Origin of the sequence: Agromyces sp. NPDC056389, from assembly GCF_042262385.1 — a bacterium.
In the GTDB taxonomy this organism is placed as follows: Bacteria; Actinomycetota; Actinomycetes; order Actinomycetales; family Microbacteriaceae; genus Agromyces.
In genome coordinates this window covers 1,070,061-1,095,386 of the sequence record NZ_JBHJPN010000001.1, presented here as the reverse complement: position 1 = coordinate 1,095,386, position 25,326 = coordinate 1,070,061, and the positions used below count along the sequence as shown (strand labels likewise).

At 70.7% G+C, this 25,326-nt stretch carries 24 protein-coding genes; 21 read left to right on the top strand and 3 right to left on the bottom strand.

Going from position 1 to position 25,326, the window contains the following annotated elements:
• Positions 1–5 precede the first annotated feature (5 nt).
• Complete coding sequence (locus tag ACFCVM_RS05065; RefSeq protein ID WP_375834663.1) at positions 6–1,286, bottom strand: amino acid aldolase; 1,281 nt, start codon at positions 1,284–1,286, stop codon at positions 6–8.
• A gap of 72 nt (positions 1,287–1,358) precedes the next feature.
• Between ACFCVM_RS05065 and ACFCVM_RS05060 the strand changes: the two genes are divergently transcribed.
• The 10 genes from ACFCVM_RS05060 to ACFCVM_RS05015 all read left to right on the top strand — a co-directional run bounded on the left by ACFCVM_RS05060 (position 1,359) and on the right by ACFCVM_RS05015 (position 12,285).
• Positions 1,359–2,276 (top strand): sugar kinase, encoded by a 918-nt coding sequence (locus ACFCVM_RS05060; RefSeq protein ID WP_375834660.1) that lies wholly within the window; start codon positions 1,359–1,361, stop codon positions 2,274–2,276.
• Positions 2,273–2,884, top strand: coding sequence for a bifunctional 4-hydroxy-2-oxoglutarate aldolase/2-dehydro-3-deoxy-phosphogluconate aldolase (locus ACFCVM_RS05055; RefSeq protein ID WP_375834657.1), 612 nt, complete (start codon positions 2,273–2,275; stop codon positions 2,882–2,884). Before ACFCVM_RS05060 ends, ACFCVM_RS05055 begins: the two co-directional genes overlap by 4 nt.
• A 230-nt stretch (positions 2,885–3,114) precedes the next feature.
• Positions 3,115–4,779, top strand: coding sequence for an ABC transporter substrate-binding protein (locus ACFCVM_RS05050; protein WP_375834654.1), 1,665 nt, complete (start codon positions 3,115–3,117; stop codon positions 4,777–4,779).
• 44 nt (positions 4,780–4,823) lie between these two features.
• Positions 4,824–5,828: an ABC transporter permease gene (locus tag ACFCVM_RS05045; protein WP_375834652.1), complete on the top strand. Its 1,005-nt coding sequence runs from the start codon at positions 4,824–4,826 to the stop codon at positions 5,826–5,828.
• Positions 5,821–6,912 (top strand): ABC transporter permease, encoded by a 1,092-nt coding sequence (locus tag ACFCVM_RS05040; protein ID WP_375834649.1) that lies wholly within the window; start codon positions 5,821–5,823, stop codon positions 6,910–6,912. The genes ACFCVM_RS05045 and ACFCVM_RS05040 overlap by 8 nt, the downstream gene beginning before the upstream one ends.
• Positions 6,909–7,838: an ABC transporter ATP-binding protein gene (locus ACFCVM_RS05035; RefSeq protein WP_375834646.1), complete on the top strand. Its 930-nt coding sequence runs from the start codon at positions 6,909–6,911 to the stop codon at positions 7,836–7,838. Before ACFCVM_RS05040 ends, ACFCVM_RS05035 begins: the two co-directional genes overlap by 4 nt.
• Positions 7,835–8,683 carry an ABC transporter ATP-binding protein gene (locus tag ACFCVM_RS05030; RefSeq protein WP_375834644.1) on the top strand — a complete coding sequence of 283 codons (849 nt, stop codon included), beginning with the start codon at positions 7,835–7,837 and terminating at the stop codon, positions 8,681–8,683. The genes ACFCVM_RS05035 and ACFCVM_RS05030 overlap by 4 nt, the downstream gene beginning before the upstream one ends.
• 69 nt (positions 8,684–8,752) lie before the next feature.
• Complete coding sequence (locus ACFCVM_RS05025) at positions 8,753–9,913, top strand: ROK family protein (RefSeq protein ID WP_375834641.1); 1,161 nt, start codon at positions 8,753–8,755, stop codon at positions 9,911–9,913.
• A gap of 102 nt (positions 9,914–10,015) precedes the next feature.
• Entirely contained in the window at positions 10,016–11,275 is a 1,260-nt protein-coding gene (locus ACFCVM_RS05020; protein WP_375834639.1) for a 6-phospho-beta-glucosidase, read from the top strand.
• A complete protein-coding gene (locus tag ACFCVM_RS05015; RefSeq protein WP_375834636.1) occupies positions 11,272–12,285 on the top strand; it encodes an N-acetylglucosamine kinase in 1,014 nt (337 codons plus the stop codon). Before ACFCVM_RS05020 ends, ACFCVM_RS05015 begins: the two co-directional genes overlap by 4 nt.
• Before the next feature lie 50 nt (positions 12,286–12,335).
• Here ACFCVM_RS05015 and ACFCVM_RS05010 read toward each other — a convergent pair whose 3' ends face one another.
• The gene (locus ACFCVM_RS05010; protein ID WP_375834634.1) at positions 12,336–12,956 is read right to left on the bottom strand and encodes a MerR family transcriptional regulator; all 621 of its coding nucleotides are present in this window, start codon (positions 12,954–12,956) and stop codon (positions 12,336–12,338) included.
• A gap of 88 nt (positions 12,957–13,044) precedes the next feature.
• Here ACFCVM_RS05010 and ACFCVM_RS05005 point away from each other — a divergent pair, with 88 nt between their 5' ends.
• The 11 genes from ACFCVM_RS05005 to ACFCVM_RS04955 all read left to right on the top strand — a co-directional run bounded on the left by ACFCVM_RS05005 (position 13,045) and on the right by ACFCVM_RS04955 (position 24,786).
• Positions 13,045–13,464, top strand: coding sequence for a hypothetical protein (locus ACFCVM_RS05005; RefSeq protein ID WP_375834631.1), 420 nt, complete (start codon positions 13,045–13,047; stop codon positions 13,462–13,464).
• A 47-nt stretch (positions 13,465–13,511) separates the two neighbouring features.
• A complete protein-coding gene (locus ACFCVM_RS05000; protein WP_375834629.1) occupies positions 13,512–13,958 on the top strand; it encodes a VOC family protein in 447 nt (148 codons plus the stop codon).
• Positions 13,844–15,502 carry a malate:quinone oxidoreductase gene (locus tag ACFCVM_RS04995; RefSeq protein WP_375834626.1) on the top strand — a complete coding sequence of 553 codons (1,659 nt, stop codon included), beginning with the start codon at positions 13,844–13,846 and terminating at the stop codon, positions 15,500–15,502. The genes ACFCVM_RS05000 and ACFCVM_RS04995 overlap by 115 nt, the downstream gene beginning before the upstream one ends.
• A 344-nt stretch (positions 15,503–15,846) precedes the next feature.
• A complete protein-coding gene (locus ACFCVM_RS04990) occupies positions 15,847–17,625 on the top strand; it encodes an ATP-binding cassette domain-containing protein (RefSeq protein ID WP_375834623.1) in 1,779 nt (592 codons plus the stop codon).
• 77 nt (positions 17,626–17,702) lie between these two features.
• On the top strand, positions 17,703–18,812 hold the full coding sequence (locus ACFCVM_RS04985; RefSeq protein ID WP_375834620.1) for an Rv2578c family radical SAM protein: 1,110 nt from the start codon (positions 17,703–17,705) through the stop codon (positions 18,810–18,812).
• A 92-nt stretch (positions 18,813–18,904) separates the two neighbouring features.
• Entirely contained in the window at positions 18,905–20,254 is a 1,350-nt protein-coding gene (locus tag ACFCVM_RS04980; RefSeq protein ID WP_375834618.1) for a sensor histidine kinase, read from the top strand.
• Positions 20,251–21,402 (top strand): hypothetical protein, encoded by a 1,152-nt coding sequence (locus ACFCVM_RS04975; protein ID WP_375834616.1) that lies wholly within the window; start codon positions 20,251–20,253, stop codon positions 21,400–21,402. The genes ACFCVM_RS04980 and ACFCVM_RS04975 overlap by 4 nt, the downstream gene beginning before the upstream one ends.
• Positions 21,389–22,078, top strand: a complete 690-nt coding sequence (locus ACFCVM_RS04970; RefSeq protein WP_375834613.1) for a response regulator — start codon at positions 21,389–21,391, stop codon at positions 22,076–22,078. Before ACFCVM_RS04975 ends, ACFCVM_RS04970 begins: the two co-directional genes overlap by 14 nt.
• The gene (locus tag ACFCVM_RS04965; protein WP_375834611.1) at positions 22,079–22,693 is read left to right on the top strand and encodes a thymidine kinase; all 615 of its coding nucleotides are present in this window, start codon (positions 22,079–22,081) and stop codon (positions 22,691–22,693) included.
• Positions 22,694–22,792: 99 nt separating this feature from the next.
• Positions 22,793–23,668, top strand: coding sequence for a universal stress protein (locus ACFCVM_RS04960; protein ID WP_375834609.1), 876 nt, complete (start codon positions 22,793–22,795; stop codon positions 23,666–23,668).
• Positions 23,665–24,786, top strand: coding sequence for a DUF418 domain-containing protein (locus ACFCVM_RS04955; protein WP_375834607.1), 1,122 nt, complete (start codon positions 23,665–23,667; stop codon positions 24,784–24,786). The genes ACFCVM_RS04960 and ACFCVM_RS04955 overlap by 4 nt, the downstream gene beginning before the upstream one ends.
• On the opposite strand, the gene ACFCVM_RS04950 is transcribed toward ACFCVM_RS04955, so the two are convergent.
• Positions 24,728–25,219 carry a VanZ family protein gene (locus tag ACFCVM_RS04950; RefSeq protein WP_375834604.1) on the bottom strand — a complete coding sequence of 164 codons (492 nt, stop codon included), beginning with the start codon at positions 25,217–25,219 and terminating at the stop codon, positions 24,728–24,730. The genes ACFCVM_RS04955 and ACFCVM_RS04950 overlap by 59 nt on opposite strands.
• Between the last annotated feature and the right edge of the window lie 107 nt (positions 25,220–25,326).

Sequence of the window (25,326 nt, the reverse complement as noted above, 5' to 3'; positions counted from 1 at the left end):
GGCTCCTAGAAGAACGTGCGCACGAGCGCGACCACGCGGTCGGAGCCGCCGCCCTCGACGACCGGGATGAGGCGCCACTTGTCGAACGCGGTGCAGGGGTGCGAGAGGCCGAGCGACACGACCTCGCCGATCGCGACGTCGAGCGGGCCGTCGGCGCGGAGGTAGGCGTGCTGGTCGTTGAGCGCGGTGACGGATGCCTCGGTGAGCGGACGCTCACCGCCGCCCGGCTGTTCGGCCACGCCGAACGGCACGGGCAGACCCTCGTCGTAGGGGAAGTCGCGCTTGCCGCCGTCGAGCAGCGCGAGGCCGGGCTCGGGGTGCGAGACGACTCGGGAGTAGCCGCGCATCGCGGGCGTGAGCTCGTCGTCGATCGGCGAGATGCCGTGGTAGAAGCCGTCGTCGTGCAGGAGCGAGGCGCCCGAGCGGAGGATCCAGCGCGTAGCGCCGTTGCCGGGGCCCGCCGCGGACTCCGCCGTGATCGCGGGGGCGAACACCTCGGCGACGAGTTCGAGGTAGGCGCTGCCGCCGGCCGTGACGATGAGCTCGCCCTCGGCGATGCCGCGCACCGCCTCGTGCACCTCGAGCATCTCAGCGAGGTAGGCGCGGACCGCCTCGAGCGCAGCGGGGGAGCGATCATGGCCGAGGCTGCCCTCGTAGCCGGCGGTACCCGCGAGGCGGAGCACGGGCGACGCAGCGATGCGCTCGGCGATGCGCACGGCCTCGCCGACGCCGCGTGCGCCCGTGCGGCCGCCGGCGCCGCCGAGCTCGACGAGGACGTCGATCGGGCGGGGGAGCGCGATGCCGGCGAGCGCCTGCTCCATCGCCTCGACGGTCTCGACGGAGTCGACCCACGAGCGGAACGCGAAATCGGGGTCGGCGAGCTCGCCGGCGACGAACGCGAGGGCCGCCGGGGCGACGAGCGTGTTCGCGAGCATGATCGAGGCCGTGCCGAACGTGCGAGCAGTGCGCACCTGCCCGGGGGTCGCGAGAGTGATGCCGGTGGCGCCGGCGTCGAGCTGGAGCTGCCAGAGCGCGGGAGCCATCGTGGTCTTGCCGTGCGGCATGAGTTCGAGACCGCGCGCGTCGCACCAGCCCTGGATCACCGAGGCGTTGTGTGCGAGCGCGCGCTCGTCGAGGGCGAGGAGCGGCGTCCAGAACTCGGCGAGTCGGGGGTCGCTCGCGAGGAACTCGCGCACGGTGAGGCCATCGGCGCGCGCGGGCAGCCCCTTGTCGGCCGCGCTCAGTCGTTCATCGGCGAGTGCTGCGAGTCGTGTGTGCTGCGGCATCCGGAATCCTCTCGTGTTGCAGATGCTGCAACGCGTTTGCGCCGCATCTGCACACCAGACAGCATAGGGGGCGTGCCCCAGCTGCCCGAAGTCCTGACCATCGGCGAGACCATGGCGCTCGTCGCCCCGGTGCTCGCCGAACCGCTCGAGACCGCCGAGGAGTTCCGCGTCGACACCGCAGGCGCCGAGGCGAACGTCGCCGCCCACCTCGCCGCGCTCGGTCGTCGTGTCGCGTGGGCGGGCCGGGTCGGCGATGACGCGCTCGGCCGGCGCGTCGTGCGGCACCTGCACGACCGCGGCGTCGACACGCGCTGGGTCGAGACCGACGACGCGGCGCCGACCGGCGTCTACTTCAAGGACCCGGGCCGCGGCGTGCGCTACTACCGAGCAGGCTCGGCGGCGTCCCGCATGGATCCGTCCTTCCTCGGCGGCCTTCCGCTCGACACCGCCCGGGTCGTGCACGTGAGCGGCATCACGCCGGCGCTCTCCGCGGGCTGCGATGCGCTCGTCGACGAGCTGATCGAACGCGTCGCGGCCTCGCCCGCGATGCTGAGCTTCGACGTCAACCACCGCAGCGCCCTCTGGCGGGAGGGCACGGCGCGCGGCAGGCTGCAGGAACTCGCCGCCCGAGCCGACCTCGTCTTCGTCGGCCTCGATGAGGCGGAAGCGCTCTGGGGCACCGCGACGCCCGACGCGGTGCGGGCGATACTGCCCGAACCGGCGCTCCTCGTGGTGAAGGACGGTGCGATCGGCGCGACCGAATTCCGCGCCGGCGCGGATTCGGGGTCGACCCATGTGCCGGCGATGTCCGTCGAGGTGGTCGAGGCCGTCGGCGCCGGCGACGCGTTCGCGGCGGGCTATCTCGACTCGCTCCTCGCCGGGGGCGGGGCGCGCGCTCGCCTCGCCGCCGGACATGCCCGAGCCGTCACCGTGCTCGGCGACACCGCCGATTTCCCCAGAGCAGCAACGACCACGAGGAGCACCCGATGACCACCATCAGCAACGCCGAGTTCGACGACGTCTTCGACGGGCAGCCGCTCATGGCGATCTTCCGGGGCATGGGCGTCGAGCGGAGCCTCGAGCTCGCCGAACGCGCCTGGGGGCTCGGCATCGACGTGGTCGAGCTGCCGATCCAGACCGAGGCCGACCTCGAGGCGCTGCGCGTCGTCGCCGCAGCCGGACGGGCTGCGGGTCGCCTCGTCGGAGCCGGCACCGTCGTGTCGGTGCGGCACGTCGAGCTCGCGGCATCCGCCGGCGCAGCCTTCACGGTGAGCCCCGGCTTCGACCCGGTCGTCTCGCGCGCCTCCGCGGAGGCCGGGATGCCGCCGTTGCCGGGTGTCGCGACCGCGAGCGAGGTGCAGGCGGCGATGGCCGCGGGCCTCACCTGGCTGAAGGCGTTCCCGGCCTCGCTGCTCGGGTCGGCGTGGTTCCCGGCGATGGCCGGTCCGTTCCCCGCGGCCCGCTTCGTCGCCACCGGCGGCATGGACGCCTCGAACGCAGCGGAGTTCCTCGCCCGAGGCGTGCGCGCCGTCGCCGTCGGCTCGGCGCTCGACGACCCCGCCCAGCTGCCGGCGCTCGCCGCTCTGCTCGCCGAGTAGCCGGGGCGTTCGAACGATCCCAAGCGCGGTGCCGACCTGGTCGGCACCGCGCTTTCGTCGTCTTCGCGCCGGAAACGCGTGGGAAACGCGGCTGAAACAGAAACTGAATGAGTTGTTTCCAGTTACAATCTTTTCTGTTAGGGTCTCTTCCAGTAACGCGTGAGCACCGAGACCTGCGCGCCGTCACTGCACCACCTTCCACGCAACGAAGCACGAGAGGAATGCCGGAGATGACTCGAACCAAACGCTCCCTCGCGGTGGCACTCGCCGCCGGAGCGGCCGCGATCGCCCTGGGAATGACCGGATGCACCCCGTCGGCAGGAGGGGGCGGCGACGACGCCTCGGTCCTCCGCGTCTGGGCGGGCAGCGCCACCCCGATCAACAACAACTTCAACCCGTTCGCCGTCGACACGGCCGTGCACGCGACCTTCGGCGTGATCTACGAGCCGCTGTTCTTCTTCAACCAGCTCTCGGCGGATGCGCCCGTCGGCCTCATCGGCGACAGCTACGAGTACAGCGAAGACGGCCGCACGCTCACCGTCACCATCAAGCCCGACCTGCAGTGGAGCGACGGCGAGGAGCTCACCGCCGACGACGTCGCCTTCACCTTCGGGTACGGCTCGAACAAGTCCGAGCAGTTCGTCTCGGCCGAGGCGACCGACGCGACCACGGTCGTGCTCACCTACACCGAGCCGCAGTTCACGAGCGCCTCGCTCACGCTGGGCTCGACGTACATCATCCCCGAGCACATCTGGGCCGACATCGACGACTTCATGGCCGAGACGAACCCCGAGCCGGTCGGCTCCGGGCCGTACGTGCTGAAGAGCTTCTCCGATGCGGCGTACACGGTCGAGGCGAACGAGCTCTTCCGCGACGGCGCCCCCGCAGTGACCGAGGTGCAGTACCTCGGCCTCGACTCGAACCAGTCGTCGCAGGACCTGCTGACGACCGGCAAGATCGATTGGGTCGGCCAGTTCATCGCGAACCCCGACGCCGTGACCGGCAAGGGCGATATCACGACGCTGAACCTGCAGCAGGACCCGACGACGATCACGACCTGCGCGAACGCCGACCTCGGCTGCGAGGGAGCGCAGACCGACCCCGCGGTGCGCCAGGCGATCAACGTCGCGATCGACCGCGCCACGATCGCCGACAAGGCGTTCGCCGGGCTCGCGGGCGAGTCCTCGCCGTCGTTCACCCTGCAGCCGCGCGACGAGCAGTGGCTGAGCGATCCCGAGCTCGCCACGAGCCCGCAGGAGGCGAACGCCGCCGAGGCGGGCGCGATCCTCGAGGCCGCCGGCTACACGAAGGACGCCGACGGGTTCTACGGCAAGGGCGGCACGGCCTTCGAGATCGACCTGTTCTCGCCCGACGGCTGGACCGACTACAACGACGCGGCCAAGCTCATCTCGGAGCAGGCGGCCGAAGCGGGCATCCGCATCAACGCCCGCACCGTCTCCGACGCCGAGTACTGGACGCCGATCCAGTCGGGCGACTTCCAGATGGCGCTCTACGGCCTCACGCAGAGCCTCGTCGCCGACCCGTACTCGAACTACCACGAGTACTTCGCCGGCACCTCGACCGTCAAGGTCGGCGAGACCCCGCTCGTCGGTCAGAACTACGCCCGCTACTCGAACGCGGCCGTCGACGCCGCCGTGCTCGCAGCCGGCGCGACGCAGGACGTCGCGACGAAGCAGGCGGCCTACGCGACCATCCAGGCCGAGATCGCCCGCGACCTCCCGTACATCCCGGTGGTGCTGAACGCCTCGCAGTCGTTCTTCAACACCGAGAAGTTCAGCGGATGGCCGAGCGAGGGCGACCTCTACGCCGCACCGCTGCCGTACCTCGCAGTGGCCAACGCGGTCGTGCTCTCGCACCTCACGCCCGCGAAGTAGGCCGTCGGTCCCATGGAACTCCCCAACTCGAGGACGGCAGCGGCATGAGCTTCTACCTTCGGCGGGTCGCCTTCTACCTGGTGACCCTCTGGGCGGCGATCTCGCTCAACTTCCTGCTCCCGCGGCTCCTGCCGGGCGACCCCGCAGCCATCATGCTCGGCAAGCTCCGGCGCGCCAGCGGCGGGCGTCCGCTCTCCGAGGAGACGATCGAGGCGATCACCTCGATCCTCGGCGCCGGGAAGGACATGTCCCTCTGGGACCAGTACGTGGCGTACTGGGGCCGGTTGCTTCAGGGAGACCTCGGCGTCTCCTCCACGAGGTATCCGGCCCCGGTCGCCGATCTCATCGCCGCGGCCCTGCCGTGGACGATCATCCTGGTCGGTGTCGCGACCGTCATCTCGTTCCTGCTCGGCATCATCGTCGGCGCATGGGTGGGGTGGCGGCGCGGCACCTGGCTCGATCACCTCGTGCCGGTCACGACGGTCTTCCAGTCCATCCCGTACTTCTGGCTCGCGCTCGTGCTCGTCGCGGTGTTCTCCGTGCAGTTGGGGTTGTTCCCGATCGTCGGCGGCTACGACGTGTTCGAGTTCCCGGCGGGCCCCGAGCTCAGCTGGGCGTTCATCGGCAGCGCGATCTACCACGCCATCCTCCCGGCGATCACGATCGTGCTCTCCTCGGTCGGCGGCTGGCTCCTCGGCATGCGCAACATGATGGTGTCGACGATGTCGGAGGACTACGTCGTCACGGCGGAGGCGAAGGGGCTCACCCCTCGTCGGGTGCGCACGAAGTACGCCTCGCGCAACGCCGCCATCCCGAGCCTCGCCGGCTTCGGCATCGCCCTCGGATTCGTCGTCGCCGGCTCCATCGTCATGGAGCAGGTGTTCAGCTACCCGGGCATCGGCAAGCTCATGATCCAGGCGGTGCAGGGCCTCGACTACGCCCTCATGCAGGGCGTGTTCCTCGTGATCACGCTCACCGTGCTCGCCGCCAACTTCTTCATGGACCTCATCTACGGCTTCATCGACCCGAGGGTGCGACACAATGGATGACTCCCAGCCCACCCTCGACCGCGCCGACGACGTCTACGCGACCGGCGACGACGCGCCGTTCCAGGCGCCCGTCTCGGCTGAGGCCGTTCGCGAGACGACTCGCGAGGCGACCGCCACTGCTGCGATCGCGGCCGCACGGTCCACGCGCGGCGGCCGCTTCCGGCACATCCTGCCGAGCCGCTCGGGCAAGCTCATCGCGGGCGTCGTGATCGTCGGCCTCATCACGCTGTTCGGCATCTTCGGCCCGATGATCGCCCAGCCGCCCCGCGACTCCAGCAACGAGGCGCTGCAACCGCCCTCGGCCGAGCACTGGCTCGGGACCACGAAGCTCGGCTACGACGTCTTCTCGCAGCTCGCGTGGGGCACGCAGGGCTCGCTCTTCATCGGCATCGTCGCCGGGATCGTCGCCCTCCTGCTCGCCGTGATCTTCGGCGTATTCGCCGGCTACTTCGGCGGCGTGCTCGACGAGGTGCTCACGCTCTTCACGAACATCGTCCTCGTCATCCCCGGCCTGCCCGTCGTCATGGTCATCGCCGCGTACGTGCAGAACGCCGAGGGACTCGGGCCGCTCGCCCGAAGCTCCCTCCTCGTCGCGCTCGTGCTCGGCATCACGGGCTGGGCGGGCTCCGCCGTGGTGCTCCGGGCCCAGGCGCGATCGCTCCGCACCCGCGAATACGTCGCCGCGGCGCGGGTGGCCGGCGAGAAGCCCGGCCGCATCATCTTCGTCGAGATCCTGCCGAACCTCGTGCCCCTGCTCGCCGCGCAGTTCATCTTCGGCGTCATCTTCGCGGTGCTCGGCGAAGCGGGCCTCTCGTACCTCGGGCTCGGGCCGACCGGCTCGATCACGCTCGGCACGATGCTGAACGACGCGCAGACGGGCCAGGCCGTCGGCACCGGCGCCTGGTGGTGGTTCGTGCCACCGGGCCTCATCATCGCGGCCCTCGGCGCCGGACTCTCCCTCATCAACTTCGCGATCGACGAGGTCGTGAACCCGAAGCTCAGGCTCGCGCCTGAGAACGCGAAGCGTCAGCGCAAGGCCGCGAAGGCCGGCAAGGGCGTCGCCGACACCGGAGCATTCGCATGAACGCCAACATCAACGCCAACGCCAACGCCAACGCCAACGCCAACGCCAACGCCGCCGTCGTGAACGTCGCCGCCCTCGGCGAACCCGTGCTCACCGCACGCGAGGTCTCGATCGAGTACGAGGTCGACCCGCCGGTGAAGGCAGTGCGCGGCGCGTCGATCACGCTGCACCGCGGGGAGATCCTCGGCCTGGCAGGGGAGTCGGGCTGCGGCAAGACGACGCTCGCCTACGGGCTCAACCGGCTGCTCAAGGCCCCGGCGATCATGACCGGGGGCGAGGTCGTGTTCCACGACGCATCCGGTGACGACATCGACGTCGTCGCCCTCGACGGCGAGGCGCTGCGCCGGTTCCGCTGGAACAAGGTGTCGATGGTCTTCCAGGGATCCATGAACTCGCTGAACCCCGTCATGAACGTGCGCAAGCAGTTGCACGACGTCTTCACGACCCACCGTCCGGCGATGAAGCGTGCCGAGCGCGAAGCCAGGAGCGCCGAGCTGCTGACCCTCGTCGGCGTCGACCCGACGCGGCTCTCGAGCTTCCCGCACGAGCTCTCGGGCGGCATGCGCCAGCGCGTGATGATCGCGATGGCGCTCGCCCTCGACCCGCAGGTCATGATCATGGACGAGCCGACCACGGCGCTCGACGTCGTCGTGCAGCGCGGCATCATCCGCGAGATCATGCGGCTGCGCGAGCGACTCGGCTTCGCGGTGATCTTCATCACGCACGACCTGCCGCTCCTCATCGAGATCAGCGACCGCATCGCGATCATGCTCGACGGCGAGATCATCGAGCAGGGTGACGCCGAGCAGATCTACCGGGCGCCGGGGCATCCGTACACCAGGCGGCTGCTCTCGAGCTTCCCGAGCCTGCGCGGAGACCGCGGCGACTTCATCCGCACGGGCGCGGCCGCCGGGGGTGCGGCATGAGCGGGCGGGCGACCGCGGTCGAGGCCACGACCCTCGAGGCGCGCAACCTGGTCAAGGACTTCCGGCTGCGGAGCGGCACCAGGGTGCGCACGCTCCATGCGGTGAAGGATGTCTCGTTCACCCTCGAACCCGGTCGCACGATCGCCCTCGTCGGCGAGAGCGGCTCGGGCAAGTCGACGATCGCACGCATGATGGCCAAGCTCGAGACGCCGACCTCCGGCGAGGTGCTGCTCGACGGGCGGTCGAGCGCGACCCGCGGCGGCGGCCTCGCCCGCTATCGGCGCGACGTGCAGATGGTCTTCCAGGACCCGTTCAGTTCGTTGAACCCGTTCCATCCGATCCTGCACCACCTCGAACGGCCGCTGCGCATCCACCACCCGCGGCTCTCGTCGCGACAGATCCGCGAGCGCGCCGAAGAACTGCTCGAGCGCGTGCGCCTCTCGCCGGCGGCGACGTTCGCCGATCGTCGACCGCACGAGCTCTCGGGCGGCCAGCGGCAGCGCGTCGCGATCGCGCGTGCGCTCGCACCGGGGTCGCGATTCATCATCGCCGACGAGCCGGTGTCGATGCTCGACGTGTCCATCCGCCTCGGCGTGCTGAACCTGCTCGCCGAGCTGCAGCGGCAGGAGCACCTCGGCGTGCTCTACATCACGCACGACCTCGCGACCGCACGGCACTTCTCCGACGAGATCCTCGTGATGTACCGCGGGGAGATCGTCGAACGCGGGCCGAGCGAGCAGGTGATCCTCGATCCCCGGCACGAGTACACGAAGACCCTGCTCGAGGCAGCGGCCGACCCCGATCGGCTCGGGCGGCTGCGTGATGACGTTCGGAACGGCGGGTGAGGCGACAATCAGTAAACATTCTTTTCAGATAGAGTGACCATCAACACCGAACGAGAGAGGCGGCCTGCCGTGAACCAGATCGACCCGGGCACCCCGACGTGGCTCGCGGCGCGCAACGACCGCACCGCCTTCCGGCTCCTCCTCGAGCACGGCCCCCTCACGCGATCGCGGCTCGGCGAACTCACGGGGCTCTCGAAGCCCACCGCCTCGCAGATGCTCGCACGCCTCGAACGGGTCGGCCTGATCCGGCCGGTGGGCGAGCTGTCGGGGGGCCGAGGGCCGAACGCGATCACGTACGGGGTGCGCACCGATCGCATCACGGGCGTTGCGATCTCGATCCTCGAGCGGGCGATCCAGGCGGTCGTCGTCGACGCCGTCGACGACGATCACCCGATCGTGCAGATCCCGACCGACGGGCACGAGCGCTCTCCCGAGGGCGACGTGCGGGCCGCCGTCCAGGCTGCCTGCGCGGAGGCCGGCATCGATGCCGCAACAGTCAGCCGGGTCGTGATCGGCGTGCAGGCAGCATTCTTCGTCGACGGCGACGAACTCTCGTTCACCGACACCCTGCCCGGCTGGCCGGAGGTCGGGGCCCGTGCGCGCATCGAGCGGGAGCTCGGCCTGCAGGTGACGATCGACAACGACGTCAACCTCGCGACGATGGCCGAGCGCTCGTCGGGCGCCGCGCAGCAGGCCTCGAGCTTCGCGCTGTTCTGGATGGGCGACGGACTCGGCGTCGGCCTCGACCTCGGCGGGGTCGTGCACCGCGGCGCCTCGGGCGGAGCGGGTGAGATCGGCTACCTCGCGGTGCCGCGCACTGCCCAGCCGCTCGCGCCGTCGGCGAACGACTTCACCGACCTGCTCGGCGGCCCGGCCGTTGCCCGCCTGCTCGGCGACGGCGGAAGCGGCGAGACGCTCGCCGAGGTGCTGCCCCGACTCGCGCACGACGACGACGCACTGTCGGCGCTCGCCGACCGGGTGATCCTCGCCGTCAATCCGCTGCTCGCGATCCTCGATCCCTCGATGATCGTGCTCGGCGGCCCGACCGGCACCGCCGGCGGCACTCGGCTCGCGGAGCTCGTCGCCGACCGCGTCGACCCGGCGGCGCACCCGAAGCTCGCGATGCGCACGAGCGGCACGGGAGCCCAGCCGGTGCTCCTCGGCGCGCGCCAGCAGCTCGTCGAGCAGATCCGCGACCACCTCGAGGCGGACATCTCGCTCGCCACCTGACTCCGGCCATCGAGCGACGGATGCCACGGGGCATCCGTCGCCGGCCACCGACCCTTCGCTCCGCGCTCGCGCGGGGCGCACCATGCACGGAATTGAGGACTGATGAAGCTCGCCATCGTCGGCGGAGGCTCGACCTACACGCCCGAACTGATCGACGGATTCGCCCGCCTGCGCGACACCCTCCCGCTCGAGGAGATCCGTCTCGTCGACCCCGACGAGCAGCGACTCGCGCTCGTCGCGGGCATGTCGCAGCGAATGCTCGAGCATGCCGGTCATCCCGCGAAGGTGATCGGCACGACCGACCTCGTCGCGGGCGTCGCGGACGCCGACGCCGTGCTCATCCAGCTGCGGGTCGGCGGGCAGGACGCCCGTCACGCCGACGAGACGTGGCCGCACGAGGCCGGATGCATCGGCCAGGAGACGACCGGCCCCGGCGGCCTCGCCAAGGCGCTGCGCACCGTACCCGTGGTGCTCCGCATCGCCGATGTCGTGCGTGCGCATGCGAAGCCCGACGCCTGGATCGTCGACTTCACGAATCCGGTCGGCATCGTCACCCGGGCGCTGCTCGAGGCGGGCCACCGCGCCGTCGGCCTCTGCAATGTCGCGATCGGCTTCCAGCGCCGCTTCGCCTCGCTCTTCGACGTCGACCACGATCGGGTGAGCCTCGGGCACGTCGGCCTCAACCACCTGACCTGGGAGCGGAGCGTCGTCATCGACGGCGACGACCGGTTGCCGGGGCTGCTCGAGCACCGGCTCGGCGCGCTCGCAGACGAGGTGCACCTGGCGCCGGCGCTCATCGCGCAGCTCGGCGTCGTGCCCTCGTACTACCTGCGCTACTACTACGCGCACGACGAGGTGCTGCGGGAGCAGCTGCACGAGCCGACGCGAGCCGAGGCGGTGCGCGCGATCGAGCGCGAGCTGCTCGAGCTGTACGCCGACCCCGCCCAGCACGAGAAGCCCGCTGCGCTCGAGGGGCGCGGCGGTGCGTTCTACTCCGAAGCGGCGATCGAGCTGCTCGCGGCGATGCGCGATGGCGCGAGCCGCTCACGTGTGGTCAACCTGCGCAACGACGGCGTGCTGCCGTTCCTGCCCGACGACCACGTCATCGAGGTGCCGGCCGTGTTCCGCGACGGGGGATTCGTCGCGGAACCGGTCGCGCCGCTGCCCGACGACATCCGCGGGCTCATCTCGGGTGTCGCCGGGTACGAGCGCCTCGCGCTCGACGCGGCGGTGCACGGCGGCCGCGATCGCGTGCTCCGCGCCATGCGCGCGCACCCGCTCGTGCTGCAGCACGAGCGCGCGGAGCAGCTCACCGACCTGCTGATGGCCGAGAACGCGCAGTTCCTGGAGTGGGCGCGGTGAACGGCGTGATCGTCGCCGTCGACGGCGGCGGATCGAAGACCGACGCGGTCGCACTGACGATCGACGGCGAGCTCGTCGCCCACGAGCGCGGTGCCGGCTCGAGCCCGCACTTCGAGGGGCTCGGCGAGGCCGTGGTCGTCGTCGACGACCTCGTGAGGCTCGTCGCGGGGGAGCGTCCGGTCGTGCACGCGGGGCTCTACGTCTCGGGTCTCGACCTGCCGGTCGAGGTCGAGCAGTACGCCGGCGCGATCTCCGGATTCGCGTGGGCCGGGTCGTCGGTCGTCGTCGCCAACGACCTCTACGCCGTCCTCCGGGCGGGCACCGACGAACCCGATGCCGTCGCGATCGTCTGCGGCACCGGGGTGAACGCGGTCGGCGTACGCGCCGACGGCGCCGACGTGCGATTCCCGTCGCTCGGCCCGCTCTCGGGCGACTGGGGCGGCGGCAGCGGCATCGGCGAGCAAGTGCTCTGGCATGCCGCGAGGGACGTCGACGGTCGGGGGCCGCGCACGGTGCTCACCGCCGCGATCGTCGAGCAGCTCGGCGTCGCCTCGGTGCCCGCCCTCATCGAGGACCTCCACTTCGGCCGGCGCGACTCGAGCGAGCTCACCGCGCTCACGCCGACGGTCTTCGACGCCGCGCGGGCCGGCGACGCCGTGGCGGTCGGCCTCGTCGATCGGCAGGCCGAGGAGATCGTGGCCTTCGCCAGGGCGTGCGTGACGCGGCTCGGCCTCGCGGATCGCGCCATCCCGATCGTGCTCGGCGGCGGCATCGTCCGCTCGGGCGACGAACGACTGCTCGGCGGCATCGCCTCGGGGCTCGCACGAGTCGCCCCGGCGGCACGGCTCGAGATCCTCGACGCCGCGCCGATCGTCGGGGCCGCCCTGCTCGCGCTCGATCGGGCGGGCGCGAGTGCCGATGCACTCGACCGCGCGCGCGACGCCGTCACGCGCGCGACGCGGATGACGCACGCAGATGCCGTGCGCGAGGCGGTTCCGTCCGCCCACTGACGACCGCCGACGATCGCCGACGATCGCGGACGCGAGGAGGTGCTCGCCGCTCAGTCGTCGCGGCCGAGGCGCCGCACTGCGACGTCCTGGTGCGCGAGGCGCCGCAGCGCGAGCAGCACCGGTTCGTAGAGCGCGGTGCCGAGCACCGTGTACTCGACGGCGGCGTGCGGCTCCTGAGGCATCCGCTCGAGGTCGTAGGCCGCGAGGTCCGCCGCCGCCCGGCCGTATCGTTCGAGGCGCTCGGGGGTGATCGGCATGCCCGCATCGTCGGCGGCCGCGAGGGCGCCCTCGAGCTGGGCGACCGCCGCGAACTCGGGGTCGTAGACCTGGCCGAGCGCCTCGAGCGCGGCCCGCGCACGCGGATAGGGGTCGTCGGCGCCTGCGGGTTCGGCGCCGGCGGGCGGCAGTGCGCCGACCGCGCGACCGAGGGTGGAGTACAGGTCGTCGCCGGGATCGTCGACGAGCTGGAGCACGGCGCGGGCCTGCTGCACGCTCAGGCCGACCGGTCCGGTGAGCGCACGCACGAGCCGGAGTCGCTGCACGTGGCGCTCGTCGTAGCTCGCCTGCGTGGCCGAGGTCGCAGTGCCCGGCTGCAGGAGGCCCTCGCGGAGGTAGTACTTCACGGTCGCGACGGGCAGGCCGGCCGCGGCGGCGAGTGCGGAGATGCGCATACTGGGACCCCTTGCATTGGATAGTGCAACTCTCTAATATTGGAGAGTACAACTATCCAATCATGAAACAGCGACGAAGGGACCGGCCATGCCGTCCGCTCCAGATCTCATCCTCATCGGCGTCCTCCTGCTCGCGCTCGTCACGGTCGAGAGCGGCGGCTACTTCCTCACCCGGGTGGTGCGCGGCCTGGCGCCCGCGAACCGGCTGCAGATGAGCTTCTTCCGTGCGGGCCACGCGCACGCGGCCGTGCTGCTCGTGCTCTCGATGGTGATCCTCTCCGTCGTCTCGTACGCCGCACTCGACGGGTTCTGGCTCTGGCTCGCCCGACTCGGCGCGCCGATCGCGGCGATCCTCATGCCCGCGGGGTTCTTCCTCTCGGTGCTCGGGCGCGAGCCCGAGAAGCCGAACCGGCTCGTCGTGCTCCTCTGGATCGGCGCCGCCGTGCTCACCGCCGGGCTGATCACGGCCGGCGTGGGGCTCGTCGCCGGCGGGATCGCGGCACTCTGAGCAGGGGGATGGGTGCGAGACCGGCCCGACCGGCGTAGCGTCGGCGCATGGCCATTCCGCAGCGCTTCTCTCTCGTCACGCTCGGCGTCGCCGACGTCGAGGTCGCGACGGCGTTCTATCGCAGGCTCGGCTGGCGCGAGGCGCCATCGTCGGTCGCCGGCGAGATCGCCTTCTTCGCCACTCCCGGTGGCGTGCTCGCCCTGTGGGAGACCGCCGAGCTCGCGAAGGATGCCGCGCTCCCGACCATGCACGCGAACGCCCCGGGCTTCCGTGCCGTCGCGCTCGCGATCAACCTCGCCTCGCCCGAAGAGGTCGACGACGCGGTCGGCGACTGGGTGCTCGCGGGCGGCTCGATCTCCAAGGCCGCAGCCGCGACCGAATGGGGTGGCTACAGCGGGTACGTCGCCGATCCCGACGGCAACCTCTGGGAGCTCGCGCACAACCCGTCATGGCCGCTCGACGAGCGGGGCCTGCCGGTGCTCCGCGGGGCTTGAGCGCCGCTGTCGAGCCTGAACGCAGCTGGTCGGGGGCATCATCCACGGCATCTACACTGGAATCCGTGACTTCAGAGGAAACCGTCGACGTCGTGCTGATCGGCGGGGGCATCATGAGCGCGACTCTCGGCTCCCTGCTCTCGCAACTCCAACCCGATTGGACGATCCGCGTCTACGAGCGACTCGGCGAGGTCGCGCAGGAGTCCTCGAACGCGTGGAACAACGCGGGCACGGGCCACGCGGCGCTCTGCGAGCTCAACTACATGCCCGAGAACCCCGACGGCACGGTGAGCGCCGACAAGGCCGTTGCGATCAACGAGCAGTTCCAGGTCAGTCGGCAGTACTGGTCGTACCTCGTCGAGAAGGGCGCGCTGCCCGAACCGCACAACTTCATCAACACCGCGCCGCACATGACGTTCGTCAGGGGCAAGGCGAACATCGAGTACCTGAAGAAGCGCGTCGCCGCACTGGCCGAGCAGCCGCTCTTCGAGGAGATGGAGTTCACCGAAGACCTCGAGCGCATCGCCGAGTGGACCCCGCTCCTCGCGAAGAAGCGCAACCCCAAGGCGCGCGTCGCCGCGACCCGCACGGCCGCGGGCACCGACGTCGACTTCGGTGCGCTGACCCGGTTCCTGCTCCGCGACATCGAGCGCCGTGGCGCCGAGATCGCCACCAACCACCAGGTCACGTGGCTGAAGCGCCAGAAGAACGGCACCTGGAAGCTGCGCCTGCGCCACCTCGTCGGCAACACCCCCAAGACCATCAACGCGCGCTTCGTCTTCGTCGGTGCCGGCGGCGGCGCCCTCGCGCTGCTGCAGCACTCGGGCATCCCCGAGATCAAGGGCTTCGGCGGGTTCCCGATCTCGGGCCAGTTCTTCCGCACGACGAACCCGAAGCTCGTCGCGCAGCACAACGCGAAGGTCTACGGCAAGGCCGCGAAGGGCGCTCCGCCGATGTCGGTGCCGCACCTCGACACCCGCGTCGTCGACGGCGAGACCGCACTGCTCTTCGGGCCGTACGCGGGATTCACGCCGAAGTTCCTGAAGAGCTCGACGTGGTTCGACCTGCCGTTCTCGATCCGACTGCACAACCTCGGTCCGATGATCCAGGTGGGACTCAAGAACTTCGACCTCGTGAAGTACCTCGTCTCCGAGCTGCTCGCCTCGCGCGACAAGAAGCTCAAAGCGCTCCGCGAGTTCATGCCCACCGCGAAGAGCGAGGACTGGGAGCTCATCACCGCGGGACAGCGCGTGCAGGTCATGAAGAAGGACCCCGAGAAGGGCGGCGTGCTGCAGTTCGGCACCGAGGTCATCACCGGTGCCGACGGCACCATCGCCGGCCTCCTCGGCGCCTCTCCCGGCGCCTCGACCGCCGCACCGATCATGCTCGACGTGCTCGGCCGCTGCTTCCCCGACCGCATGGCGGAGTGGGAGCCGAAGCTGCGAGAGATGATCCCGAGCTACGGCACGAAGCTCTCGAGCGACCCCGAGGGCGCGGCCGCCTCGCTCGCGGCCACCGCGAAGGTGCTCGACCTCGCCTTCTGACACACGTCCGCCGACACGACACGACGATGCCGTCTCGGCGGCGGTTGGCTTTCCCGGCGAGCTCTGGTACCGTCGTACCCGCTATGAAGTGAGCACACACCCTCGTCCCGCGCCTGAGGCGCCGTAGACATCGGGTGTGCGCACGGTTCTGATCACCCCGTGCTGACCGCGAGAGCACTCGCGTGCACCCATCCACGGCAATGCCCGGCGGGACCCATCTCCGCTCCCGGGCGGTCGTCGGCGCCGCGCGCCCGCGTTCCGCCAGCTCGGTGCATCGTGCGTGCAGCACGCGCGCCGCGGCATCCGTCGACTGCCCGGGGGCTTTCGCGCAAAGGGCGTATCGCATGGCTGTATCCGTCATCCATTCCCATCATCTCCGTGTCGACGGGCTCTCCGTCTCGTATCCCGATCGACGCGTGTTCAGCGACCTCGGCTTCGCCGTCGCGCCGGGCCAGCGGCTCGGGCTCATCGGCGAGAACGGCGCAGGCAAGTCCACGCTGCTCCGGCTCATGGCCGGCGAGTTCGAGCGAGCGGATGCTGCGGCATCCGTCGGCTCGGAGGCGACGTCCACGGGTCGCATCACCCGCCCGCGGCGCACCGCGCTGCTCTCCCAGGAGCTGCCGTTCGGCCCCGACGAGCGCATCGACGCCGTGCTCGAGGCCGCGCTGGCCGAGGTGCGCGCGATCGAGCGCGAGCTCGACGCCGCGGCGGCGGCATTCGCCGACGACTCGTCGGACGATCATTCCGTTGTCGCCGAGCGCTACTCGGCCGCACTCGACGCCGCCGAACGCGCCGACGTGTGGAGCGCCGAGGCGCGCCGCGACGAACTGCTCGACGGGCTCGGCGTCGGCTCGCTCGGCCTCGACCGCCGCGTCGACGAGCTCTCGGGCGGGCAGCGCTCGCGGTTCGCGCTCGCCGCGCTGCTGCTCAGTGCGCCGGAGGCCCTCCTGCTCGATGAGCCGACGAACCACCTCGACGACGCCGCAGCGGCGTTCCTCGAGGCCCGGCTCCGCGCGTGGCGCGGGCCGGTCGTCTTCGCGAGCCATGACCGGGCGTTCCTCGACGGGGCGGCCACGGGGCTCCTCGACCTCGACCCGGGGCGGGCGGGTGCGCTCGCGATCGCCGGAGCACGATCCGCGTCCGGCATGCAGGACGCAGCGCCGGACCGGTCGCTCGCGGCTGCGGGCGGCGCCGTCTTCGGCGGCGGGTTCAGCGAGTTCCTCGAGGTGAAGGCCGAGGAGCGTGATCGCTGGCGTCGCCAGTACGACGACGAGCAGGAGGAGCTTCGGCGACTCCGGATCGGCGTCGCGGAGACCTCCCGCGCCGTGTCGCACAACGCGCCCATCTCCGACAGGAACAAGATGGCGTTCGGCCGCCGCGGCGACCGCGTCGAGCAGCAGGTGAGCCGGCGCGTGCGCAATGCCCAGCTCAGGCTCGAGACCCTCGAGCGCGAGCAGGTGCGGAAGCCGCCTGCGCCGCTCGTCTTCGCCGGTATCCCGTCGGGCTCGCACGCGTTCGACGAGGAGTCCGGCCTGCTGGTGCAGCTCTCCGATGTCGCCGTCGACGGCCGCCTCTCGCTCGAGGCGCTGCAGGTGGCGCCGCTCACGAGGCTGCTCGTGACCGGGGCGAACGGCGCAGGCAAGTCGACGCTCCTGAACGTGCTCGCGGGTGCGCAGCGCGTCGACCGCGGGGTCGTGCACCGGCGCAAGGGGCTGCGCGTGCAGCTGCTCGAGCAGGACGTGCGGTTCGCCGACCCCGACGCCTCGCCGCGCCGGCTGTACGAGCGCACGCTCGGCGAGCGGCGGGCGGAGCAGGTGCCGCTCGGCAGCCTCGGCCTGATCACCCCGCGCGACGAGTCGCGGCCGGTCGGCGCGCTGTCGGTCGGGCAGCAGCGCCGGCTCGCGCTCGCCCTCGTCATCGCCCGGCCGCCGCACGTCTTCCTGCTCGACGAGCCGACCAACCACCTGTCGCTCGCGCTGGCGACCGACCTCGAGGAGGCGCTCGGCGCCTATCCCGGCGCGGTCGTCATCGCGAGCCACGACCGGTGGCTCCGGCGCCGATGGGCGGGGGAGGAGCTCGAGCTCGCGGCGGGCAGCGCCGTGCCGGCCGGCGCGCTCCGGTGAGGCGGGCGGATGCCGCGGCGAGCGTGTCGCCGCGGCATCCGCTTGCTTCTCATTCGAACATGTGTTCGAATGTCGGTATGCGGTGGAGCGGGCAGGAGCTGGGCGTCGAGCAGTCGGGCGCCCTGCCCGGGCTCGCGAAGCTCAACAACCTCGTGCGCTCGGTGCAGACCCCCGACTTCGCCGGGGTCACCTTCCACGAGGTGCTCGCGAAGTCCGCTCTCAATCGCGTGCCCGGTCAGTCGGCGATGCCGTTCGGGTGGACCATCAACCCCTATCGGGGCTGCACGCATGCATGCACGTATTGTTTCGCTCGGCCGACGCACACCTACCTCGACCTCGATGCCGGTGACGACTTCGACCGGCAGATCATCGTGAAGGTCAACGTCGCCGAGGTGCTGCGGCGCGAGCTCGAGAAGCCCTCGTGGCGGCGCGAGCCCGTCGCCCTCGGCACCAACACCGACCCCTACCAGCGTGCAGAGGGGCGCTATGCGCTCATGCCGGGCATCATCGAGTCGCTCGCGACGAGCGGCACGCCGTTCAGCATCCTCACCAAGGGCACGCTGCTGCGCCGCGATCTGCCGCTCCTGGTCGAGGCCGCGAAGCGCGTGCCCGTCGACGTCGCGATGTCGATCGCGATCTACGACGACGAGTTGCAGCACTCCGTCGAACCGGGCACCCCGAGCACGAAGGCTCGCCTCGCCACCGTCACCGCCGTTCGCGACGCGGGGCTCGACTGCTCGGTGTTCCTGATGCCGATCCTGCCCTACCTCACCGATACGAGGGTGCACCTCGACGAAGCATTGCGATCTGTGAAGGCGGCGGGCGGCACGAGCGTGCTGTACTCGGCGCTGCACCTGCGCGGCGCGGTGAAGCCGTGGTTCATGCAATGGCTCGAGCGAGCCCACCCCGAGCTCGTGCCGAAGTACCACTCGATGTACTACGGCACCAATACATATGCACCGAAGGCCTACCGGCAGTGGCTCGGCCAGCGGATTCGACCGTTGATCAGGGCGCACGGACTCGAGCACGGTCGTGAAGATCCCGTCACCGGAGGCGTGCGGTCGTCGGCACTCGCCAGCGGACCGGCGAGTCGGCGGTTGCCCCCGGGGCCGACGCGACAGCTCGCAGCAGGTGACGAGCTCCCCGTCTCGCTGAGCCTCCCGCCCGATCCCTCAGCCCTGTTCTGACCGCGTCGTCCCCGCGCGCACCTCCGAAACTGGGATAATCCGCAGGAGGCCCGAACAGCGGTGTTCGCAGGCGGTACGAGCGGAGGACCACGATGACCCTGGGGTTGCCGGGACATCTGGCGCGCGACTCGCTCAGTCGTGCGCTCGCCAACGCCGGTCATGCTGCGGCGTTCACCTGCCTCGGTATCGGCGTGGTCCTCGGCACGGTCATGGCGACCATCGGGGGTCAGCCCGATCGATGGAGCGGCGTCGTGCTGCTGATCATCATGATCGCGCTGCTCGCGCTCGTCTCGCGGTACCCGACGGTGACGCTGACCGTGCTCTACCTCGTCGCCGGAGCAGCGATCGTCCTCGCGATCACGATCATGGTCATGGCCGACGGCGAGTTCTCGACGACGAACAACGCGGTGCTCGCCCTGCCCAGCACCGCACTCCTCCTCGTCGGCGGCGCGGGCAGCGGCTCCGCGATCGCGTTGACATGGGCGACACTCGGGTTCGCGCTCAGTGAGGCGGCCGCGTTCCTCGGGGTCGTCATGGCCGGCGGCGCGTACTCGCCGAACGTCGCCGTATGCTTCGCGTTCGGAGTCGTCGTGATCGTCCGGGTGTTCGACGGGCTCACACGCCGGTCCGACATGCGCCGTGACACGGGTCTGCATCGCGCCAGTCAGCAGACGAGGGAACTCGCGATCCGGCACGACTACGAACTGCGCGCCACCGCCCGCCTGCACGACACGGCGCTCAGCCATCTGGTGGCCATCGCCGCAGCCGGATCGGGGCAGGTCGATGAACGCCTGCGTGTCGGCATCCGCCAAGATCTCGGCCTCATCGTCGGGCGCGACTGGGCGATCGATCACGCGCTGAGCAACGACGCCGCCGCGGGTGCTGCGGGTGTTGCGGTTCGAGGGACCAGCACCCTGCGGTCGTTCGCACCGTCATCCGCATCCCCGACGGCATCGTCGTCCGCGTCCTCGCGCAACGGTCGGCAGAACGGATGGCGCACGCGCGCACGCCCCAACGGCGCTGCGTCCGACCCCCGCGCTCCGATCGAGGAGACCGTTCCGTCGCTCTCCCACGCCTTCTCGGCTGCAGCCAACGCCGGTCTCGAGGTGCGTGTGACCGGCGACTTCGCAGTGCTCGGCACGCTCGGACCGCGTCGGGTCGCCGCCCTCGACGCGGCCGTCGCCCAGTGCCTGATCAACGTCGCCCGCCACGCCGGGGTCGAGCTGGCCGAGCTGGCGCTGGGCCTCGGGGGCGGCGAGGTGACGGTCGCCGTCATGGACAGCGGTGTCGGATTCGACGAGAGCGAAGTGCCGCCCGATCGCATCGGGCTGCGCACCTCCATCCGCGCCCGGATCGAGCAGGAGCAGGGCACCGTCCGCCTCTGGTCGACGAAGGGCATCGGCACGACGATCGTGCTGACGGTGCCGGAGGGCGGCGAATGAGCGGGCATCTGCGGCTCACCCAGCAGGAGGCGGACCCGATCGGGGCGATCAGCGCATCGCCGATCGTGACGGTCGGCGCGATCCTCGCCTTCCTGCTGGCCGCCGGACTGACCTGGTCGCATTGGAGCGAGGTGGGCTCGCCGCTGGCCGCCGGCATCGCGCTCGTGCTCGTGGCGGCAGCCGGCACGGCCGCGGTGATCGCGTCGTCGCCCGCGCGTGCACCGTTCACGAACGAGCGTCTCTGGATCGTCGTGACGCTGGCGGTCGGTGGCGCCATCGCGGAGTACGTCAGCACGATCGGCAACAACCGTCAGCTGTACGACGACTTCGGTCCGACCGTCATCGGCATGCTGATCCTCTCGCTCGCCCCCTTCTGCACCTGGGTATCACTGGCACTCGCCGGAGTGCTCTCGGCGGCCGTCGTCTCGATCCTCGTCGTCGGGGCGTCGATGTACACGGTGTCCGATGCGCCGGTCGCTGCGCTCATCACCCTGAACTCCGCATCCGTGCTCGCGATGTCCGCCGCGGCGGCCGGCTACTCCTACGGGATCGTCGCCGAGACGCTCGCGTGGCAGCGGGAGGCCAACAGGGCCGCGCTGCAGCGCGACGCGGAGCTGCGTGCGGGCATCGCCCGTTCGGTGCAGCAGAGCCGCGTATCGGTGCTCGGGCGGGAGGTGCTGCCATTCCTCGCGGGCGTCATGATGGCGGAGCGCATCACGGTGGCCGACGCCGATCGGGCGCGCGAACTCGCCGAGGCGCTCCGTCGCGCGCTGCGAGCGGGAATCGAATCGACGTGGCTCGACGATCTCGCCGCGAACATCCGGTTGAATCGCGGCGTCGACACGATCGTCGACGACCCGACCGGCGCCGCAGCGGCACTCACCGCCGACCAGCGCTCAGCGCTGACCGCGCTCATCTCATGGCTCGGCGATGCCGCCCGATCGCGGCTCATCAGAGTCGCCTTCACCGGCAGGGGCGAGGGCGAGGCGCACGGCGACATCGTGCTCGTCGCTGATGCAGGAGCATCCCCGCCCAGCCGGCGCGAGCTCGACCGCTTCGTCGCAGTGGCGCGTGCGGTCGCATTGCGAGCGGATGCGGCCCTGACGCGAGAGAATGTGACGGTGGGGTTGAGTTATGACATCGATTGAGCACGCACCGAAACAGGGTCCGGCATCGCCGTATCGACTGGCGCTGCTCGACGATCACGAACTCATCGTCGACGGACTCGCCCGTTGGTTCACCGATGTCGCCGCCGACTTCACGGTCGTGATCCGTGCGACGAACTGGATGGACCTCATCCGCGACCCCGAGTTCCCCGTCGACCTCGTGCTGATGGACCTGCAGCTCGGTGACACCGTCTCGATCGAGTCGCGCATCCGGGTGTGTCGAGCTGCCGGAGCGAAGGTCGTCGTCGTCACCGCGGTCGACGACGACGAGTCGCGCCGTCGCTCGCTCGACGCAGGCGCCGCGGGATTCGTCTCCAAGACACTGCCGGCCGACGAACTCGTCGACTACGCGCGGCGTGTGATGCGGGGCGAGCGGCTGCAGCGGCACGCGTCGTCTGCAGCACGCGCGGATGCCGCGGGCACGGTCGATCGCACTGACCGTCACGGCGTGGCGCTGAGCGCAGCCGAGGAGAAGGCGCTGCGCTACTACGCCCAGGGCCTCAGCACGGTCGAGGTCGGTCGGCGCATGGATGTCGGCTACGAGACGGCCAAGACCTATCTGCGGCGCGTGCGCGAGAAGTACGCCAAGGCCGGTCGGCCGGCGAGCCGCAAGGCCGAATTGATCCGCCGTGCGGCGGAGGACGGGTATCTCGAATAGATGGCGAAGCTGTACTTCCGCTATGGGGCGATGAATTCCGGCAAGTCGACGGCGCTGCTCCAAGCGGCCTTCAACTACGAGGAGCGCGGCCACGAGGTACTCCTGGCGAAGCCCGCGATCGACACCAAGGGCGACTGCGACATCGTGTCCCGACTCGGCGTCGTGCGCGAGGTGGATTTCACGATCGGGCCCGATTCGAGCGTTCGAGCGCTGTTCGCGGCGCATCGTGAGCGCGTGATCGAGCAGCGCGGGCGCGACGTGAGCTGCCTGCTCGTCGACGAAGCCCAGTTCCTGAATTCCGACCAGGTCGACGACCTGCTCCGCATCGCGCTCATCGACGGTGTTCCGGTGCTCGCGTACGGCATCCGTACCGACTTCCAGACCGTGGCCTTTCCCGGCAGCAGGCGCCTGCTCGAGGTCGCGCACAGCCTCGAGGAGCTGAAGACCATCTGCCGATGCGGCCGCAAGGCCATCTTCAACGCGCGGCTCATCGATGGCCAGTTCGTCTTCGACGGGGCCCAGGTCGCCATCGACGGCGAAGCGGTCACCTACGAGTCGCTCTGCGGAGTCTGCTACCTCGCCGAGAGCGGTGGAGTGCTGAACGGGCGTCACTGACCCTTCCCGACGACTCGATCGCGGATCGTTCGCAGCGCGGGACTGGTGCATTCGGCGCGCGGCGCGTGAAGATGGAGCAAGACTCCACGGAGGTGCGCCATGAATGAGATCGCAGTGGGTGTCAGCACGGGCGGCTCCGCCACCATGCGCGCCGTGCGCTGGGCGGCGGAACGTGCATCAGCATCGGGCAGCACCCTGCGGCTCGTGCATGTCGTCGACGAGGCGTCGGCCCTCGGAGCGCGCGCGGCGGCCTCACCGGAGCAGGCGACCGAGGCGGCGATCGCCGCCGATGCTCACCCGCGGGAATGCCTCGACCAGGCGGCGGCGCTCGCACTCGAGATCGACGACCGCATCGAGGTCGTCACGACGCTCGAGCGCGGTTCCCCCGTCGATGTCTTCGAACGCGTCTCGGCCGACGCCGAGATGCTCGTCGTCGGCAGCGACTGGCACGGCGGCCGTCGGGCCAGCCGCCGTCGAGTATTGAGCCTCCGCATCGCGGCGGTGAGCCGAGCCGCGGTCGCCGTCATCCCCGACCTGGAGCCCGTCGAACGCCGAGGCGTCGTCGTCGGGGTCGACGGCTCGCACATCTCGGATCACGCTCTCGCGTTCGCCGCCGACGAGGCCGACCGCATGGGCGAACCGCTCATCGCGGTGCATTCGTGGGACGTCGTCGCGATGGTCGGCGGCGAGTACGGCTACGGGGCCCCCCTCATCGCGGGCGACGACCTCGCCCGAGCCGAATCGGAGATCCTCGACGCAGCGCTCGCGCCGGTCGTCGCCGAGCATCCCGGCCTCGAGGTGGTCCGCTCCGTCGTCGCGGGCGACCCCGTGCACGATCTCACCGAGGCCGCGTCGGAGGCGAGCATGCTCGTGGTCGGCAGCCACGGACGTGGTGCGCTGGCGCGGTTCCTGCTCGGCTCCGTCAGCCAGGGCGTCCTCGCCGACCTCGTGGCGCCGACGATCGTGCTCAGGTGACCGACGCAGCTCGCCTCGACACCACGGCGTCCGTCGTGCCGGCCGCACGGAGGGTCGACGGCGTCGATGCCGCACGGGGCCTCGCCCTCATCGGCATGTTCGTCGCGCACGTCGCGCCCGCTGCGACATCCGCTGATCTGGCCTCGCTCATCGCGATCGCCGATGAGCGGCCCCGACTGCTGTTCGCGCTCACCGCCGGCATGGGGCTGGCCTTCATCTCGGGCGGCACCAGACCGTTGGCGATCGGGAGAGGGCTGCTGCGGCGCCAGATCGCGATCCGCGCGGTGATCCTCATCGTGCTCGGCCTGGTCATCGCCGTGACCCTGCATCCGCTCGTGTTCATCATCCTCGACGTCTACGGGGTCGCATTCCTCGTCATGCTGCCGCTGCTGTTCATCCCGGCGCGCGCGGCGCTCGCCATCGGTATCGCCCTGCTCGCCGTCATGCCGGGATTCGCCGAGCTCGCGAGCGCCTCCGATCTCGTGGTCGAACTGCAGCTCGGCCCGTTCGCGATCGTCGTCGACTGGTTCGTGAGCGGTGCGTACCCGGTCGTGGAGTGGGTGCCCGTCATGATGATCGGCCTCGCGCTCGTGCGCTTCGACGTCGCATCGCCGCGCGTGGTCACGTTCGCCGCGCTCGGCGGTGCTGCGACGGCCGCGATCCTGCTGCCGATCGTCGCGCTGATGCCCGGTGGGGTCGCTGCGGCATCCGAGGGCGAGACCGAACCCTGGATCTCGGCCCTTCGCACCTCGCTCGAGGCGCTCGGCAACGTCGGTGTCGGTGTCGTGATCGTGGCGGCGATGCTGCTGCTCACGTTCTTCGCACGTCCGCCGGTGCGACGGGTGGCAGGCGCCGTGCTCTCGCCGATCATCGCGATGGGGTCGATGCCGTTGACCGTCTACACGCTGCACCTCATCGTGCTCGCCGCATCGATCCGCGTCGAAGACGGCTTCTACACCGACGACTCGCTCGAACTCCTGCTCGGCTTGATCGTGGGATCGATGATCTTCGCCTGGCTCTGGCGACGCTACCTCGGCCGTGGGCCGCTCGAGCGCATGCTCAGGTGGGCGAGCGGTCGGAGTCGAGCGGACGCCGAGCGCGAGACCACCACAGGATGAGGCCGAGGCCGACCGCAGTGCCGATGGTGTTGGCGACGACGTCGGAGACGGACGGGAACCGGGTCGGCAGAGCGACCTGCACGACTTCGATCCCGATGCTCGTGAGTGCGCCGGCGAGGACGACCTTCCACCACCGGACTGTCGGGAAGGCGAGTGCGACGAGCACGCCGAACGGGACGAACAGGGCGATGTTCGCGAGGAACTCCAGCACGATCGCGCTGGCCTCCCTCGGCGCCCCGAGGTCGGCCAGTACGTCTGCAGCCCAGCCCACCACGCCGGTGATGCGGCCGGCCGCGGGCGCCGGGAGGAAGACGACGAGCCCGACCAGGACCAGGTACGGGGGCAGAAGCCACCGCGCGATGAGGCTCGCGACGCGATGGCGCGTCGCGCCCGCTGAATCGAGACGCGATGAAGCGTCCGCGTGCGAGTCCATCGGTTCAGGGTAGCGGCCCGTGGTCGGGCGAGCCTGCGGCGCGATTCCGGGCCGGTGGGCGATCCGGGAGTCGCGCGTGGGAATCGGGGATGCCGATGCACGCGTAT